Origin of the sequence: Algoriphagus yeomjeoni (genome assembly GCF_049821175.1) — a bacterium.
In the GTDB taxonomy this organism is placed as follows: Bacteria; Bacteroidota; Bacteroidia; order Cytophagales; family Cyclobacteriaceae; genus Algoriphagus; species Algoriphagus yeomjeoni_A.
Genome location: NZ_CP187512.1, coordinates 1,233,278 through 1,248,612, shown reverse-complemented (window position 1 = coordinate 1,248,612; position 15,335 = coordinate 1,233,278). Strand labels below are relative to the sequence as shown.

The following is a 15,335-nucleotide window of genomic DNA, read 5'->3' as shown; positions in this document are numbered from 1 at the left end:
ACCCTTTCTGGATACAACCTCAGCATTCATTAATTGCTTTTCAAGTCAATTGCCTTAATTTTGAAATTCAATTTTTACCCATGACAGAAGAAAAAGACTCACTTAATTTCATAGAACAAATCATTGCTGACGATTTGGCCGCAGGCTTTTCTCCGGACAAACTTCGTTTTCGTTTTCCACCCGAGCCGAATGGCTATTTACATATTGGCCACGCAGCTTCTATTTGCTTGAATTTCGGTTTGGGTGAGATGCACAATGCACCCGTTAACCTTCGCTTTGACGACACTAATCCAAGCAAGGAAGAGCAGGAATATGTAGACGCAATCAAGCGCGATATTCAATGGCTGGGATTTCAATGGGCAACGGAATGTTACTCTTCAGACTATTTCCAGCAGCTCTATGACTGGGCAGTTCAACTGATCAAAGAAGGTAAGGCCTACGTGGATCAGCAGTCTGCAGAAGCTATGGCTGCGCAGAAAGGAACACCAACAACACCCGGAGTTGCTGGACCTTTCCGGGATCGTTCGGTTGAGGAAAACCTAGATTTATTTGAAAGAATGAAGGCTGGTGAATTTGAGCAAGGAAGCTATGTGCTTCGTGCTAAGATTGACATGGCTTCTTCCAATATGTTGATGCGTGATCCTCTTCTTTATAGGATTGTGCGCAAAGCACACCATCGTACAGGCACTGAATGGTGCATTTATCCTATGTACGACTGGGCCCACGGTGAGTCTGATTACGTAGAGCAGATTTCACATTCTCTTTGCACCTTAGAATTCAAGATGCACCGCGAGTTATACGATTGGTTTTTGGATCAAATCTATGACCCAGCTAAACTGAGACCAAAGCAGCGGGAATTTGCCAGAAGAAACCTGAGCTACACCGTAATGAGCAAGCGGAAGCTTCTTGAACTGGTTCAGACCAAGACTGTATCGGGTTGGGATGATCCACGCATGCCTACTATCTCAGGTTTGAGAAGAAGAGGTTATACGCCTGATTCAATTCGTAAATTCTCTGATCTTTCAGGAATCTCCAAGCGTGACTCAGTAACAGATGTTTCCTTATTGGAATACTGTATCCGGGAAGATTTGAACAAAACAGCTACCCGAGTGATGGGCGTTTTGGATCCCGTGAAATTGGTGATTACCAATTACCCAGCTGGAAAAACAGAAATCCTTTCTGCAGAAAACAATCCAGAAGATCCTAACTCAGGAACACATGATTTACCATTCTCTGGTGAACTTTACATAGAGCGCGAAGATTTCAAAGAAGAAGCTGGAAACAAGTTTTTCCGTTTGACTTTGGGAAATGAGGTTCGTCTGAAAAGTGCCTATATCATCAAAGGTGAGTCTGTGGTGAAGGATGCTGCGGGTAACATTACTGAAATTCATTGTACTGTTGACTTGGATTCAAAATCCGGATCTGGTACCGAAGCTAGTATTAGAAAAGTAAAAGGAACGCTTCATTGGGTGTCTATCCAACATGCTATTAAGGCGGAAGTTAGAGAATACGATCGATTGTTTTTGGATGAAGCTCCAGATAGTCATGAGGACAAGAATTTCATGGAATTTGTTAATCCAGATTCCTTAAAAATTATCAAAGAAGCTTACTTAGAGCCATTTCTAAAAGATGCTACACTGGATGATAAGTTTCAGTTTCAGAGGCTAGGCTATTTTACTTTGGATAAGGACTCTACTGCCGAGAACCTAGTATTCAATAAGACGGTGGGCTTGAGAGATTCCTGGGCAAAGCAAGCTCCAGTTTCTTCTGCACCACAAAATCAGCCTGCAAAGCAACAAAACCAAGGTGGAGGACAGCCTCAGGGACAGCGATCTGCAATAAATGAGATTCAAAAAATCGCCAAGAAATACACTAACCTTTCCGGTGATAAGTTGGCTGCAGCTAGAGCAGACATTGCAAAACTAGCAGAGGAAGTGAGCTATGAGGAATTAGCTCCACTATTCAATACTGCCGCTAAAAAAGTGGGAACCCGTATCGGAGTGATGATTGCTTTGGGGGTTTTGCTGGCAAATGGCCAAGAAAGAAACGCTGAAATTGCTGAATTTATTGAAGCAGGCTTAGCAGATGAGAATGAGGAGTTGGCTGGAGAAGCTGGAAAAATTTAAAATTAGAAGTTTCAGATTTGAAATTGTCTAATCGCAGTTTCTAGTTTAGAATCGCCCGTTGAGAATGTTCAGCGGGCGATATTTTTGTATCAATAAATTACCTTAATGGAAGTAGTCCTGCTTCTCTAAAAACTAGACAGTGAGGTCACAGTAAAATATTGACTGCCACCTTGGGGCAAACTATGGTAGCTATTAAATAAGCAGAAGGTTTTTTCTGTGTCTAAAGGGACGATTTTTATTACCTACTTGTCCACTTCCATCGAAACCTTCTCTTCATTGATAAGAATTGGCTTTCCAAAGCCTAGTTTTTCCAGACCTGCCAGTTGTGTTTTGGCATCTCCAACAATCAGCCAAATCATCTTGTTTGGATCAAGATAGTTTCCTGCCAAATTCTGAATTCTTTCCACAGTCATTTCATTTACTATTTTCTCTCTATCCTTCATGTAATCTGGATCCCAGCCAAACTCGCTGATATTCTCCAGCATATTCAGTTTTGCCCCAGCCGTCTCAAAGGCCCTAGCATTACTTTTGATCATAAAGCTTTGAGTAGTTTCCAAATCTTGAGAAGTGTAGGTGGAAGCATAGTCTGAAAGTATGTCTTTTACCAACTGAGCCGACTCATAAGTAACGTTGCTTCGCACTCCACTGCTTATACTGAATGGAGCGGCTACTTTTCCCCCTGCAAAAGAAGATCGAATGCCATAAGTATATCCTTTGCCTTCACGGAGTTCCTGAGTCAATCTGGAAGCAAAGCCACCACCTCCCAAGATGTAATTCATTACCACTGCAGGGTAATAGTCAGGATTGGTAGAAGCCATCGCGGGATATCCAAACTGTAACATGGACTGCTTAGCATCTGGGATATCATAAAAATAAACTTGTGCATTCTCTGGTCTTGATGGCGCATCATAAGCAGGAATGCTCACGTCCTTACTTTCCCAGTCAGTTACCAGGTCTTGAAGAGAGGCGATAATATTCACTTTACCTAAATCACCCACTACATGCATTCGGGTAACTGAAGGAGAAATGTATTTATCATAATAATTTTTCAGGTCATTCAATGTAATCGCCTCTACAGATTTAATGCTTCCCAAGATGTTTTGAGAACGAATATTACCCTCTCCGTACAACAGCTTATTGAATTCATTTTGAGCTACCATGTTTGGACTAGCTTCCAGTTGACGAATTCTACTCAAAGTCGCCTGCTTGGCGAGTTCAAATTCAACAGAGTCCCATCTTGGTTCCAGAATGATTTCTTTCACCAAGTCCATCACCTGATCGTAGTTTCTACTTAATGTATTTACAGCTATGGTTGTATTTTCTGTAGTTGCATAAACATTCACTGATGCTCCCAATTGATCAATTGCATCCTCCAATTCAGCGGTGGTTTTGGTTTCAGTCCCCTTTGTCATCAACTGAGCCAAAAGATTGGCAACACCCACTTTATTAGGATCATCCAATAGTTGTCCACCATCAATTATCATATTGAACTGAACCAATGGAACTTCATGGTTTTCAATGCCATATACTTGTAAGCCATTGCCGAGTGAATCTTCCCAAACAGCTGGAATAGTCACCTCAGGCGCTTTGCCATAAGGAGGCTCAACAGACCTGTCGAAAGTAGATGGCGCACGCTCATATTCCGCTTGAATCGATGCATCGAAGCTTTCTTCGGCTCCTTGTACGATTTGCTCTTCTACGACTTTAGCTTTCTCAGACCCTTCAAGTGTAGCCTCCAAATTCCCTTTAGGTACAAAGCTGGTAGCTATGTAATTCTTACCGTAAATGTATTGGTTGAAAACCCGCATCACGTCTTTTGTCGTGACAGCCAAAACATTTTGAATATCCTGATTGATAAAGCCAGGGTCTTCAGCAAAAATATTGTATTGAGTCAGCTGTACTCCTTTTCCTAAAACACTGGAAAGAGCATTGTAAAAACGTGTTTCCTGACCTGCTTTAATACGTGCTAGGTCTTTTTCGGAGATGCCTTCTTTTTCAAATTTGGCGAAAGCCATTTCTATAGCGGCAGCTACTTCATCCAAATCTTTGTCAGCATACGCGCGGACAGAAAGTTGTGCTTGCCCAGCTAATTCTGAAGTCCTATTGTACATCCTGACATTAGATGTTAGTTTTTTATCATCTACTAAAACGACATTAAGAGGAGCTTCTTTTCCACTGGATAGGTAATCCGTCAGCACATCCAAAGCGTAGGAGTCTGCATGATATTGCTCCACAGTAGGCCAAGTCATGGTCAGCTCTGGAAGACGCGCGAAATTATCTTCATGATAAAGTTTTTTGATGGTTTCCACTTTCCCCGGTCTTGGAGTAAGTGGGGCTATGGGCTCACCTGCAGCTATTTCATTGAAATACTTTTCCACCCATTCTTTAGCTTGTCTTGGGTCAAAATCACCAGCTATTGTAAGTGTAACGTTATTTGGAACGTACCATCTTCTAAAAAACTCCTTGACATCTTCTAGTTTTGCATTCTGCAAATCTTCCAAGGAGCCGATTACCTGCCAATTGTACGGGTGATCTTCAGGATAGAGGTTTTTATCAATCACATAAGAAGTATGGCCGTAGGGTTGGTTGTCAACTCCCTGTCTTTTTTCATTTTTCACCACCTGCTTTTCTTTAGCCAAAACAGGATCAGTCACCGTATTTATAAACCAACCCAACTTGTCAGCTTCTGCCCATATCATTTTCTCCAATGCATCATTTGGCACAGTTTGAAGGTAATTTGTTCTATCACGACTGGTAGAACCATTTGCTCCAGACCCTCCTATTCTAGCTGTCATTTTATCCAATCCTCCTTTTCCTAGGTTTTCTGATTCCAGAAAAAGTAAGTGCTCGAAAAGGTGGGCAAAGCCAGTTCTACCTTCTTTCTCACGCGCTGAACCTACGTGAGCCGTAAGTGAAACTGCCACTACTGGATCTGACTTATCGATGTGAAAAATAACTTCTAGACCATTGTCCAGCTTGAATTTTTCAAATTCCACATTAAACTCTCGTGGCGCAGTTTCAGTCTTTTTGCTACAAGCGGCAGCGAGGATCACAAGTAGTACAAGTGAGGTGATTTTTTTCAACATAGATAGGAAGGTTTTCTTACCGCGAATTAATAGAAATATTTACTTGAATCCACCACTTATTGGTTGATCGGAAAGTCTAATTAAATGGAAATGTGCATTTTATCGAAAATAGGCTATAATCTTATAGACTAACCCTACTTTCGGAATAGAGATCGTAAACTGCAATCAATGCTTCGGAACCTCTGGCATCAGGGTATAATTCATAATTGGCTAGTTCATCTCTAGTTTCCACATAAACAGGATTATATTTTTCATCATACACATTCCATACAATCAGCAAAAAATGATAGCTGATTTTACTTGCTCTACCCTCTTCTAACCAGGATTCAAACTCTTCTTCAGTGATTGATTTGGGATAATCAGGACCTTCAAACATAGGGGTATTTCAAATGATTAGTGTGCGAAGTTTTGCTGTGTAAGTAGGATAAAGATCTGAAAATATCCGGGGAGATTGTGATTATCCGAATTTGAAGCAAAGAGCCAATTCTAATTAGGATTAAAATCAATTTCAAAGAATTCAGCCTACTTTCTTATATTCAACACATTATCCCCCAACCTCATACCGATTTCACATGAAGAAAATTACAAAAATATTTTTAGGTCTAATTATTTTGGTTCTCCTATTAGCGGCTGTTTTGATTTTCAATGCCCTTAGAATGGAATCTAAACAGGTAGAACCACAGCCTATCCAGCCTGTTACAATTTCTGATGATGTTTTTCAAAATCTATCAAAGGCCATACAGTTTCAGACGATTTCCTTTAGTGAAGATGCTATCCCAGATTCAGTAGCATTCAATGGATTTCATGCTTTTTTGGCGGAAACTTTTCCTTTGGTGCATCAGACAATGTCGTTAACCAAAATCAGTGAATACAGCCTCCTTTATACTTGGGAAGGTTCTGATCTTGCGAAAAAACCAATTATCCTAATGTCACATCAGGATGTGGTGCCGGTAGATGTCCCTACTATGGAAATGTGGGAAGCTGCACCATTTGAAGGTATAATCACAGAAGACCATATAATTGGACGTGGAACTATGGATGACAAATCATCTCTCATTGCCTTATTTGAAAGTGCGGAGATGCTTATTAAAGAAGGATTTGTCCCAAATCAAACAATCTATTTTGCTTTTGGTCACGATGAGGAAGTTGGTGGGGCAAATGGTGCAGCTAAAATCGCTGATTATCTGGAAGAGAAAGGCATTCGTGCTGCCTTTACCCTAGATGAAGGTGGAATGATAGCTGAAGGAATGGTGCCGGGAATTGATCAACCAGTATCTATGATCAATGTTGCGGAAAAAGGATTTGCCTCATTTAAATTAATTGTAGAAACAAATGGTGGTCATAGTTCTGCTCCGCCAAGAGAAAATACAATTGGAATGCTTGCCCAAGCAATTGTTGACTTGGAAAATAATCAGCGTCCATACAGATTAGTAGATCCTGTGCGCTACCAACTTGAATATTTAGGGCCTGAAATGCCGTTTGCTCAGAAAGTTGCATTTGCTAATCTATGGCTTTTGAAAGGCCCTATTTTGAAAGCACTCAATTCACATACAACCACAGCTCCAACTATCATTGATGGCGGAGTGAAGAACAATGTGATTCCAACTGTTGCAGAGGCTACCATTAATTTTAGAATTCTTCAAGGAGAAACAATAGAGTCCGTTCAAGAGCATATTGAGAATACCATCAGTGATAAAGTACGAGTAGAAAAATCAGGGTTTTTGACTAATCCATCACCTTCTTCGAGAATTGACTCAGATTCATATAAGCTTTTAGAAGCAACAGTTCGGTCTGTTTTTCCTGAGACAGTGGTAGTCCCTGGATTAATTGGAGGAGGAACTGACTCACGTTATTTTTATAAAATATCCGACGATGTGTATAGGTACTATCCCCTTCGAATTAGCCCGGAAACTATGAGTAGATTTCATGGAATAGACGAAAAAATATCTAAAGAAAACTATAAGGAAATCATTCAGTTTACTTATCAACTGATGAAAAAATTCAATGAAATCTGATTCATTGATAAAGTCGAGAGACTAAGGAAGTCTTTTCCCTTAGTCTCCCAGCTTTTTACCAAATCTTGATTCTTTCTGCTTCTGACTTATAATTTACGTCACCGGGCTGAATATTAAATGCCGCGTAAAATGGATCGAAGTTCATCAAAGGACCATTGACACGCCACACGGCTGGAGAATGCGAATTTGTATTCACGTACGTTCTCAAAAATTCATCTCTTGTTTTGACTCTCCAGATTCTGGCGATTGAAAGGCAGAACCTCTGATCTGGCGTGAATCCATCGATTTTTGTAGTATCCTGACCCTGCTCAGTTAGTTTAAATGCTTCATATGCAATGTATAAAGCACCGTTGTCAGCAGTGTTTTCTCCAATAGTCATTGCGCCTTTCACATGAACTGAATCTAAAACAGTGAAGGTGTCATAGCGCTCAATCAGTTGCTGAGTTTTGCCCTTGAACTTCTCATAGTCTGCCTCAGTCCACCAGTTTTTTACATTACCATCCTTATCATATTGCGCTCCCTGATCATCAAAAGCATGAGTTAACTCATGGCCAATCACCATACCGATCCCACCGTAGTTGATCGCATCATCAGCATATAGATCGAAGTAAGGATATTGTAAAATGCCCGCTGGAAAAACTATTTCATTCAAAGAAGGATTATAATACGCTGTCACAGTAGATGGAGTCGTACCCCACTCTAGCTTGTTTGGAGCTTTACCAAACTTATCCAATTGATACTGACTCTGATCTTTACGAAGTGCAAGTACATTTTCAAAATACTTAGTGGGATCAATGCTGACATCATATTCTCTCCATTCGTCTGGATATCCTATTTTTTTTGTGATCGCATAAAGCTTCTCTTTTGCCTGAGTTTTAGTACTGTCACTCATCCAGTCCAATTGGTTGATTCGGCTTTCAAAAGCTTTTTGAAGATTATTCACCAAATCAAGGACCCGTTTTTTGGCATCTTCATTGAAATAGCGTTTTACGTATAATTGACCTAAAGCAAACCCTAATTGTCTATCTACCTTTTGCACCATTTGCTGTGCTCGCGTCAATTGGGTGGATTGTCCTGAGATTACCTTTTCATATGCAAAAGAAGCGTCCTCAAAAGGCTTACTTAAAACCTCAGCATAAGACGATAAAGTATGGGCTTTGATATAGTTCTTCCAATCTGAAATGGATACTGTTTTTAGCATACTATTCAAAGTCTCATAATAAGCCGGTTGCCTCACATCTACCGAATCTGCATCCAGCCCAAGTTGATCCAGCATGCTTGACCAACGGATATTTGGTTGCTTCTTATCCAGTTCGGAAACTGCCATTTTATGGTAGTTTTCCTTTACAACCCTTCGCTCGATTCGGGTTTTATGAGATTCAGCGAGCTTTTTCTCAATCGCATACACACTCCGTGCATTCTTCAGAGCTGTACTTTCATCTGTTCCGGTTAACTGGAATAGCGTAGCCAAATAGTCCAGGTATGCTTGTTGAATTGCCAAGGTGGAAGAATCCGATTTGAAATAATAATCCCGGTCAGGTAATCCAAGCCCTGTTTGGCTAAAATGTGCAATGTTAATACTGCTATTTTCGGCATCGGGAGAAATACCCAACCCAATAATAGATTCACTATTTGATTTGATTTCATCTGTCACAAAACTCAATAAAGAAGGTAAATCAGAAATTGATTCAATTTCCTCAAGAATAGGTTTGATGGGCTCAAACCCTCTGGAATTGATGGCTTCAGTATCCATACCCGAAGCATAAAAATCGCCTACTTTCTGTTCTATACTTCCTGCTGGATTTTCAGCTCGAGAAATCTCCTCCAAAATATTCTCAAGTAATTTCTTCTGAGGAATATTTAGAAAAGAATAGGATCCCACACCAGATTGATCATCTGCGATCTTTGCGGTGTCATACCAGATGCCGTTTACATACATGAAGAAATTGTCACCTGGCTTTATCGATGTGTCTATTTCTGATACTTCCACAAAGTTTCGAGCCGTTTTTGACTCATTAGTTTCTCCTTCTGGGCTGCAGGAGATGGATAGTATTAACAGGACGAACAGTAGATTTTTCATAAGGGCTAATATTTTGTGAAAAAGTTAATCGATTTCTTTAAGTGCTCAAACACCGTTTATAAAAGCATTTCCTATGAATTGAAAATTCAGCTGTTTTTGTGAAGCTTTTTACACTAAATTGCTCACTATCAGTAGTTATTATTTTATCAAGCAAGTCTATACTTTTAAAAAATAGTATATTTTTTATGAAGACATTTAAGTTGGAATCTATTCCATCCCAAAAAGGTAAAGTTGCCATTGTCACAGGAGCTAATATTGGTCTAGGCTATGAAACAGCCTTGGCATTGGCAAAAAAGGAAATTACTGTCATTCTAGCCTGCCGTTCCTTAGCCAAAGCTCAAAAGGCAATGCACAAAATGATCAAGGAAGTCCCCGACGCTGATTTGGAGATAATTCTCATTGATTTAAACAGCCTGAAATCTGTACGGGATTTTGCAGAGGAATTTGGTGAAAAGTATAGCAGACTTGATTTTTTAATAGCAAATGCAGGAATTATGATGCCTCCTTTTCAAAAAACAAAAGATGGCTTTGAAAGTCAATTTGGCGTGAATTTCCTTGCTCATTTTTTACTGGTTAATCGACTTTTTCCTATACTTAAAAACACCGTAGGATCAAGAGTAGTGATGCTGAGCAGTCTTGCCCATAAAAATGCGAGGATAAATTTTAGCAATCTGAATGCTGAAAAAAACTACTCCAATTGGAAAGTATATGGACAAAGTAAGTTGGCATGTTTGATTTTTGCATACGAACTCCAAAGAAGGATAGATGATAAGGGGTTAAAGCTAAAATCTCTTGCAGCCCACCCGGGTTTCTCAAGTACTAATTTAGGCCACCTTTTGCCTAATATAGGCGCTAAGTTATTCTCTCCATTTGCTTCCTTAATTGGACAAAATGCCAAAGCTGGAGCTTTACCTACTTTAAAAGCAGCTTTGGATCCGACTGTCAAAGGCGGTGAATATTTTGGCCCTTCTGGTTTCAAAGAAATCAAAGGTGCGCCTAAAGTGGTGAATTCTTCTTCAAGATCACATGATCTACTAGTCGCATCTAAACTATGGACAGCAGCAGAAGAGATGACAGGAGAAAAATTTAATGTTTAAACCTTCCTGTTTTTTCAAACCTTATTAAACGTTCCTTATTTCAGGAAGTATAAAATCAAATGGAATGAAATAGGAGTTTAACTTTCCTTCCAAAGCTGTTTTCCTCGTCTGCAAAGAAACATATTCTGCAACTCGTCCTGCAAAATACCTTGTATCTACTCCAGGATATTCTTTCACAAATGGCTTGTAGTGATCTTTAAACTCCCTTTTTTTTGTGAGGTCCGACTTGATTATATGAACCATAACCTCCCGAGTCTGATCTGTACTTGCCAAAAAATCATAAATCCCATCATCTAAGGTTTTATGCTTCTTCCTGATCACACTAGTATAGCTAATCAATGGAAGAAAAGGTGCTGGCCCATAATGTCCAACCATAGTATGGTCTGTTGATGATTGACATCCCAATTTTATAGACCAGGAATTCATGGTATCAATTGAAGGTAAATTCAGTTTCACACCCAAATCATAAAATTCTCTCCTTATGGGGGGCAAAAAACTATGGGAACGGATTGGAATTTTTTTGCTAATCGCCCAGCTGTGAATTGAATTGAAAAGTGGATAGGTGAATGTATGAACATCGTGATGAGAAGTAAGGTGCGCAGGTTCTCTCTTAAAAACTCTTTTAAATTTGGTGTATTGGGATTCTAATTCACGCATGGCTTGCTGCACATAGCTATCAGTAGCATAATTGCTATCCAAACCCTTGTATTCAGGAAAATATCCATTTTCATCAACCAGATTTTTAACTTCTTCAATAGGAGAAACAGGCCTGCCTGATGTAATAGTATAATGCAATCCTACATGAGTAGTATGTGCCAAAGGCGCGGACGTATTAGTGCCTTTTGTTTCATTGAGAAATTTATGAAGACTTTCCAAGTGCTCATCATCAGCATCAGCTGTACGATTGATTAGCACAGCTATTGAATTAATCAATCCGTTTTTTAAGGCAAGTTTTGCGCCGAGATCGATCTCCTTATTTACCCCAATATCATCAGCCGTAACTAAATATAGCTTTGCTAGGATTGGGATATTTTGGCTGGTAAAAACTGCTCCACTCCATACGAAAGTACGATTTGTCAAAACATACCAAATATCAATACCTCGATGAAGTTCACCTCTTATGGCATGTGAAATTTCCACATCCCATCTCGGCTGAAGTTCTTGGGATTTTGGTGCATTTACCGATGGTTTGAAAATTCTAGTATTCACCAATTTCGTTACTATTCCTTTGTAAGTCTCCATTATCCTACTGCTTTGGTGTTTTTCCCGTCATTGGAAGTAGAAATACCTGAGGACGATGGTGCTGCAGGCTGCAATGAGGTTCTTACGCGCATCAGCTTACTCAGCAGGTCAAACCAAAAGGGCGCTCCTAAGGATATTGCAAAGGCCGTGATCAAGAATCCTATCCAATTCAAGAATTTTATGTCTTTAAAACTGATATCAGTTACAGAAAAAACAAGATTGTTTTCTTGCAGCTTTTTATCAAAATATTGCCTATTCTCTTCAAGTTTTATGCTATCCACTGTTTGATTGTTAGCAATCATGTCTTTAGCACCTTCCACATAGATTGCTCTCAAATCTTCATTTTTTGACAATTCCATAGCTAATTGAATGGTATCTACCTTGAATGAACAAGCAATTATAAACCCGAGAATAAAAGTAAGAAGCGATAACTTCCTTTTATACCAACCCGAAATCCTATCCATTTGATCGTTATACCATTGTTCAAGTAATCCCTTGAATTTTTCTATATCATCGCCGGCTTCATTCCAAAGTAGATTGAATTGATATTTGGTATCTGTGCCTAAATTAAAATCCTCTGGGAGAAATGGATTCTTTGTCTTGGTTCTATTATCCAATTCTAACTTGAGGTAAGACAGCTCTTGCTTAGCTGATTCAACTTCAAATTCGTCTACAGATTCAATACCCTTTAGTATTTTGATTTCCTCCTCTAACTCTTTGATATTGCCTTCTAGCTCTCCTAATTCAAACTTTGGAATTATCCCCAAAGCGGCGCTAATGTTTTCTACTGCATTACTATTCGTTCCCTTTTGTAACAAGTCAACAAGTGTTTCGCTAAATCTATTAGGACTTATATATGAAGGCTTACTGTTTATACCTTTTGGCCCTAGATACCTAATTGATGGATGAGTGTAAAAGGCTTTTGTAAGTAGACTATTTGTGGAAGCCCAAAATAAATTTACAATGGTATGGTTGGTTTTATTTGACTCATTTTCATCTGCTAACAACCGTTCAATTCCTGCCATCAAATTCTTAGCTCTTGAGCTAAAAATTGAAGTGAGCGATTCAATCAAAGTCATTGTAAAGAGACTGTACAAGAGGAAAATGAAAACCAAACTGATAAAAGTATCTAATACTATTAGTCCTGTCATATTCTGTAGTTATTAAAAATTTTGAGAAAAAGTATTCAAAACAAACTACCTACAAAGTAATTAATTTTTACAGATATTCCAGTTAACTGATTGGTTGACAGCTTTTCTGGATAAAATTTTTATTGAACAATTTGTTGCCAGATGTTCTTTAAGACTTGAATTAGCTGATTGAATTTCTCTTCTACCGCTTGTAAAGAGTTATTTTGAATCGAATTTAATTTTGTATAAATTCCTGTTTAACAATAAGATATACTTAAACTAAAGCGCAATATGAAAAAGTCAGTATTACTAGTTGCATTAAGCACAGTCATGGTGGTTCTGGCCGCTATGACCTTTCGAGGTAATGATGAATTGCCCTACAACCTAAAGGTGGGTAGTCCGGAGGTCAAGTCTATTTCCTCTTTGGCTTTTGGTCCCGAAGGAATTTTATTTATTGGAGACTCCAAAAGCGCAGCAGTTTATGCAGTAAACACCAAGGATGTAAAGAGCCCAAAATCAGTTTCTTCTATCGATGTGAAGGCGATTGATCAGAAAATCGCTACTCTTCTAGGCACTACATCAGACAATATTTCTATTTTGGATATTGCCGTTAATCCAATTTCCAAGAAGGTTTATCTAGCAATTCAATCTGGGGACGGTACTCCAGTTTTAATGACTTTGGCGGAGGGTAAATTTGCTCCTGTCACTCTCAAGGACGTGGAATTTGCAGAAGTGCAACTTAACAATTCACCTGGTGTGGATGATAAAGATGGAAGAGGCCGATCACTACGAGTTTCCACTATTTCTGATATAGACTATTCTGATGGCAAATTGATGGTAAGTGGTCTATCTAATAAGGAATTCAGCTCAACTTTCAGAAGCATTCCATTTCCTTTCACAGATTCGCAGGATTATGCCTCTTTGGAGATTTTTCACGCAGCACATGGAAGATATGAGACTACCTCACCTATTAAAGCTTTTACCACTGGCAAAGTGAATGGCAAAGAGTATTTGATTGCTAGCTACACCTGTACTCCTCTGGTTTTGTTTCCGCTGGACGAATTGAAAGCTGGAACTCATGTAAAAGGTAGAACTATTGCTGAGATGGGGAATGGTAATCAACCGCTAGACCTGATAAGTATGAAAAAAGATGGTAAATCATACCTGGTTATGGCAAATTCAAGACATCCTGTTTTCCAAGTTGATTTTAAGGATATTGAAAGTTTTGAAGGATCCTTGACAGAACCTTTAGCTGATAATGTCAAAACGGATGGAGTTGACTTTGAATCAACGCCACTCACCGATGTACAGCAATTAGCCAAAATGGACGATGGGACGATGGTGTTTTTACAAAAGAAATCAAATGGCTCTCTCGATCTTTGGTCATCAGATAAAGCTGAGAATTTGACAAAATAATGATGATTGAGCTTATTAAAATCAGGTTATGTGGATTGCGTAACCTGATTTTTTTTGTTGTCCTATTCCAATTTTCCTGTACAAATGAGACGGAGGAAGCTATTTCCATTGTTTGGGAAAATGATAGAGCAGTAGCACTTCAATTGGAGAAACTTAGCATTTATGAACTCGGAAATTCTCAAATAGAAGTTCGGCTAGTGCAAGAAGGTAATCGAGTCCCAATCCTTGGAGAATTAAAAGAAGAAGGCGGTATGATTATTTTTTCGCCACTGATCCCTTTCACAAGAGGGCAGAGCTATGCAATATTTAATGGTGATAAAAAACTGGGAGATGTATTAATTCCTAACCTAGACTCGAATGAATCTGATCTTTCACTAATAGAAATCTACCCTACACAGGACAGTGTTCCAGAAAATCTCCTAAAACTCTTTTTGAAGTTTTCCAAACCAATGCGTGAAGGTCAATCCGTCAACTATTTAACACTAATTAAAGGTGATACTGATACGCTATCAGGGGTTTTCTTGGACTTACAACCTGAGCTTTGGAATGATGATCAGACAATGCTGACAGTCTGGCTTGATCCCGGAAGAATCAAACGTGACCTGATTCCTAATCAAAAAATGGGAGCTCCATTGAGTAAATCTGAAAAATATAGGCTGATTATTTCTTCTGATTGGAAAGGATTAAATGGTGGAGTTTTAGATCGGGACTATTCAAAGGATTTTGTAGTGGTAGCCAGAGATAGTATTTCTCCGGCTCCGCTAGAATGGCAGTTGGAAATTCCAAGATCAGGACCCAAATCACCCTTAAAAGTTAAATTTGAAGAATCACTCGATTTTAGTTTGCTCAATGAAGTTTTCAAGATTATATCACACGAAAATCAAGAAACCGCAGGCGAGTGGACAATTGGAATTGAGGAAAAGAGTATAGAATTCACTCCTGATTCAAATTGGAACAAAGGAAAGTACCAGGTTAGGATTTCAAGTAGATTGGAGGATCTAGCAGGTAACAATTTGAATAGGCTATTTGAAACTGATCTGGAAATTCAGACTTCTGAACAAGAGGGTGCAGAATTTCAATTTATTGAGTTTGAAGTGAAGGAATAAGGATTAACTCCTTCACTTCAAACGTGATTTTGCATCA

The 15,335-nt window shown here is 39.0% G+C and carries 10 protein-coding genes; 5 read left to right on the top strand and 5 right to left on the bottom strand.

Annotated elements, in window-relative coordinates; all coding sequences use genetic code 11:
• Positions 1–80 precede the first annotated feature (80 nt).
• Positions 81–2,126 (top strand): glutamine--tRNA ligase/YqeY domain fusion protein, encoded by a 2,046-nt coding sequence (locus ACPUEN_RS05115; RefSeq protein ID WP_425639020.1) that lies wholly within the window; start codon positions 81–83, stop codon positions 2,124–2,126.
• Between the two features lie 242 nt (positions 2,127–2,368).
• Here ACPUEN_RS05115 and ACPUEN_RS05110 read toward each other — a convergent pair whose 3' ends face one another.
• Together ACPUEN_RS05110 and ACPUEN_RS05105 are read right to left on the bottom strand one after the other, a co-directional pair.
• Complete coding sequence (locus tag ACPUEN_RS05110) at positions 2,369–5,212, bottom strand: M16 family metallopeptidase (RefSeq protein WP_425639018.1); 2,844 nt, start codon at positions 5,210–5,212, stop codon at positions 2,369–2,371.
• A 121-nt stretch (positions 5,213–5,333) separates the two neighbouring features.
• Positions 5,334–5,588, bottom strand: coding sequence for a hypothetical protein (locus tag ACPUEN_RS05105; protein ID WP_425639016.1), 255 nt, complete (start codon positions 5,586–5,588; stop codon positions 5,334–5,336).
• Positions 5,589–5,784: 196 nt separating this feature from the next.
• On the opposite strand from ACPUEN_RS05105, the gene ACPUEN_RS05100 reads away from it, so the two are divergent.
• On the top strand, positions 5,785–7,227 hold the full coding sequence (locus ACPUEN_RS05100) for a M20 family peptidase (RefSeq protein WP_425639014.1): 1,443 nt from the start codon (positions 5,785–5,787) through the stop codon (positions 7,225–7,227).
• 55 nt (positions 7,228–7,282) lie between these two features.
• Here ACPUEN_RS05100 and ACPUEN_RS05095 read toward each other — a convergent pair whose 3' ends face one another.
• Positions 7,283–9,307, bottom strand: coding sequence for a M13 family metallopeptidase (locus ACPUEN_RS05095; RefSeq protein ID WP_425639012.1), 2,025 nt, complete (start codon positions 9,305–9,307; stop codon positions 7,283–7,285).
• Positions 9,308–9,492: 185 nt separating this feature from the next.
• Here ACPUEN_RS05095 and ACPUEN_RS05090 point away from each other — a divergent pair, with 185 nt between their 5' ends.
• Positions 9,493–10,404: an oxidoreductase gene (locus ACPUEN_RS05090; RefSeq protein ID WP_425639010.1), complete on the top strand. Its 912-nt coding sequence runs from the start codon at positions 9,493–9,495 to the stop codon at positions 10,402–10,404.
• A 24-nt stretch (positions 10,405–10,428) separates the two neighbouring features.
• On the opposite strand, the gene ACPUEN_RS05085 is transcribed toward ACPUEN_RS05090, so the two are convergent.
• Together ACPUEN_RS05085 and ACPUEN_RS05080 are read right to left on the bottom strand one after the other, a co-directional pair.
• Complete coding sequence (locus ACPUEN_RS05085) at positions 10,429–11,646, bottom strand: ChbG/HpnK family deacetylase (RefSeq protein ID WP_425639008.1); 1,218 nt, start codon at positions 11,644–11,646, stop codon at positions 10,429–10,431.
• The gene (locus ACPUEN_RS05080; protein WP_425639006.1) at positions 11,646–12,797 is read right to left on the bottom strand and encodes a hypothetical protein; all 1,152 of its coding nucleotides are present in this window, start codon (positions 12,795–12,797) and stop codon (positions 11,646–11,648) included. The genes ACPUEN_RS05085 and ACPUEN_RS05080 overlap by 1 nt, the downstream gene beginning before the upstream one ends.
• 270 nt (positions 12,798–13,067) lie before the next feature.
• Here ACPUEN_RS05080 and ACPUEN_RS05075 point away from each other — a divergent pair, with 270 nt between their 5' ends.
• Positions 13,068–14,192: a hypothetical protein gene (locus ACPUEN_RS05075; protein ID WP_425639004.1), complete on the top strand. Its 1,125-nt coding sequence runs from the start codon at positions 13,068–13,070 to the stop codon at positions 14,190–14,192.
• Entirely contained in the window at positions 14,192–15,298 is a 1,107-nt protein-coding gene (locus ACPUEN_RS05070) for an Ig-like domain-containing protein (RefSeq protein ID WP_425639002.1), read from the top strand. The genes ACPUEN_RS05075 and ACPUEN_RS05070 overlap by 1 nt, the downstream gene beginning before the upstream one ends.
• The last annotated feature ends 37 nt before the right edge of the window (positions 15,299–15,335 follow it).

Bases quoted from the DNA above. Each gene is read 5' to 3' on its own strand.
- ACPUEN_RS05070 (WP_425639002.1), top strand. From the start codon at position 14,192: ATGATGATTGAGCTTATTAAAATCAGGTTATGTGGATTGCGTAACCTG.
- ACPUEN_RS05080 (WP_425639006.1), bottom strand. From the start codon at position 12,797: ATGACAGGACTAATAGTATTAGATACTTTTATCAGTTTGGTTTTCATT.
- ACPUEN_RS05110 (WP_425639018.1), bottom strand. From the start codon at position 5,212: ATGTTGAAAAAAATCACCTCACTTGTACTACTTGTGATCCTCGCTGCC.
- ACPUEN_RS05115 (WP_425639020.1), top strand. From the start codon at position 81: ATGACAGAAGAAAAAGACTCACTTAATTTCATAGAACAAATCATTGCT.
- ACPUEN_RS05075 (WP_425639004.1), top strand. From the start codon at position 13,068: ATGAAAAAGTCAGTATTACTAGTTGCATTAAGCACAGTCATGGTGGTT.
- ACPUEN_RS05090 (WP_425639010.1), top strand. From the start codon at position 9,493: ATGAAGACATTTAAGTTGGAATCTATTCCATCCCAAAAAGGTAAAGTT.
- ACPUEN_RS05105 (WP_425639016.1), bottom strand. From the start codon at position 5,588: ATGTTTGAAGGTCCTGATTATCCCAAATCAATCACTGAAGAAGAGTTT.
- ACPUEN_RS05085 (WP_425639008.1), bottom strand. From the start codon at position 11,646: ATGGAGACTTACAAAGGAATAGTAACGAAATTGGTGAATACTAGAATT.
- ACPUEN_RS05100 (WP_425639014.1), top strand. From the start codon at position 5,785: ATGAAGAAAATTACAAAAATATTTTTAGGTCTAATTATTTTGGTTCTC.
- ACPUEN_RS05095 (WP_425639012.1), bottom strand. From the start codon at position 9,307: ATGAAAAATCTACTGTTCGTCCTGTTAATACTATCCATCTCCTGCAGC.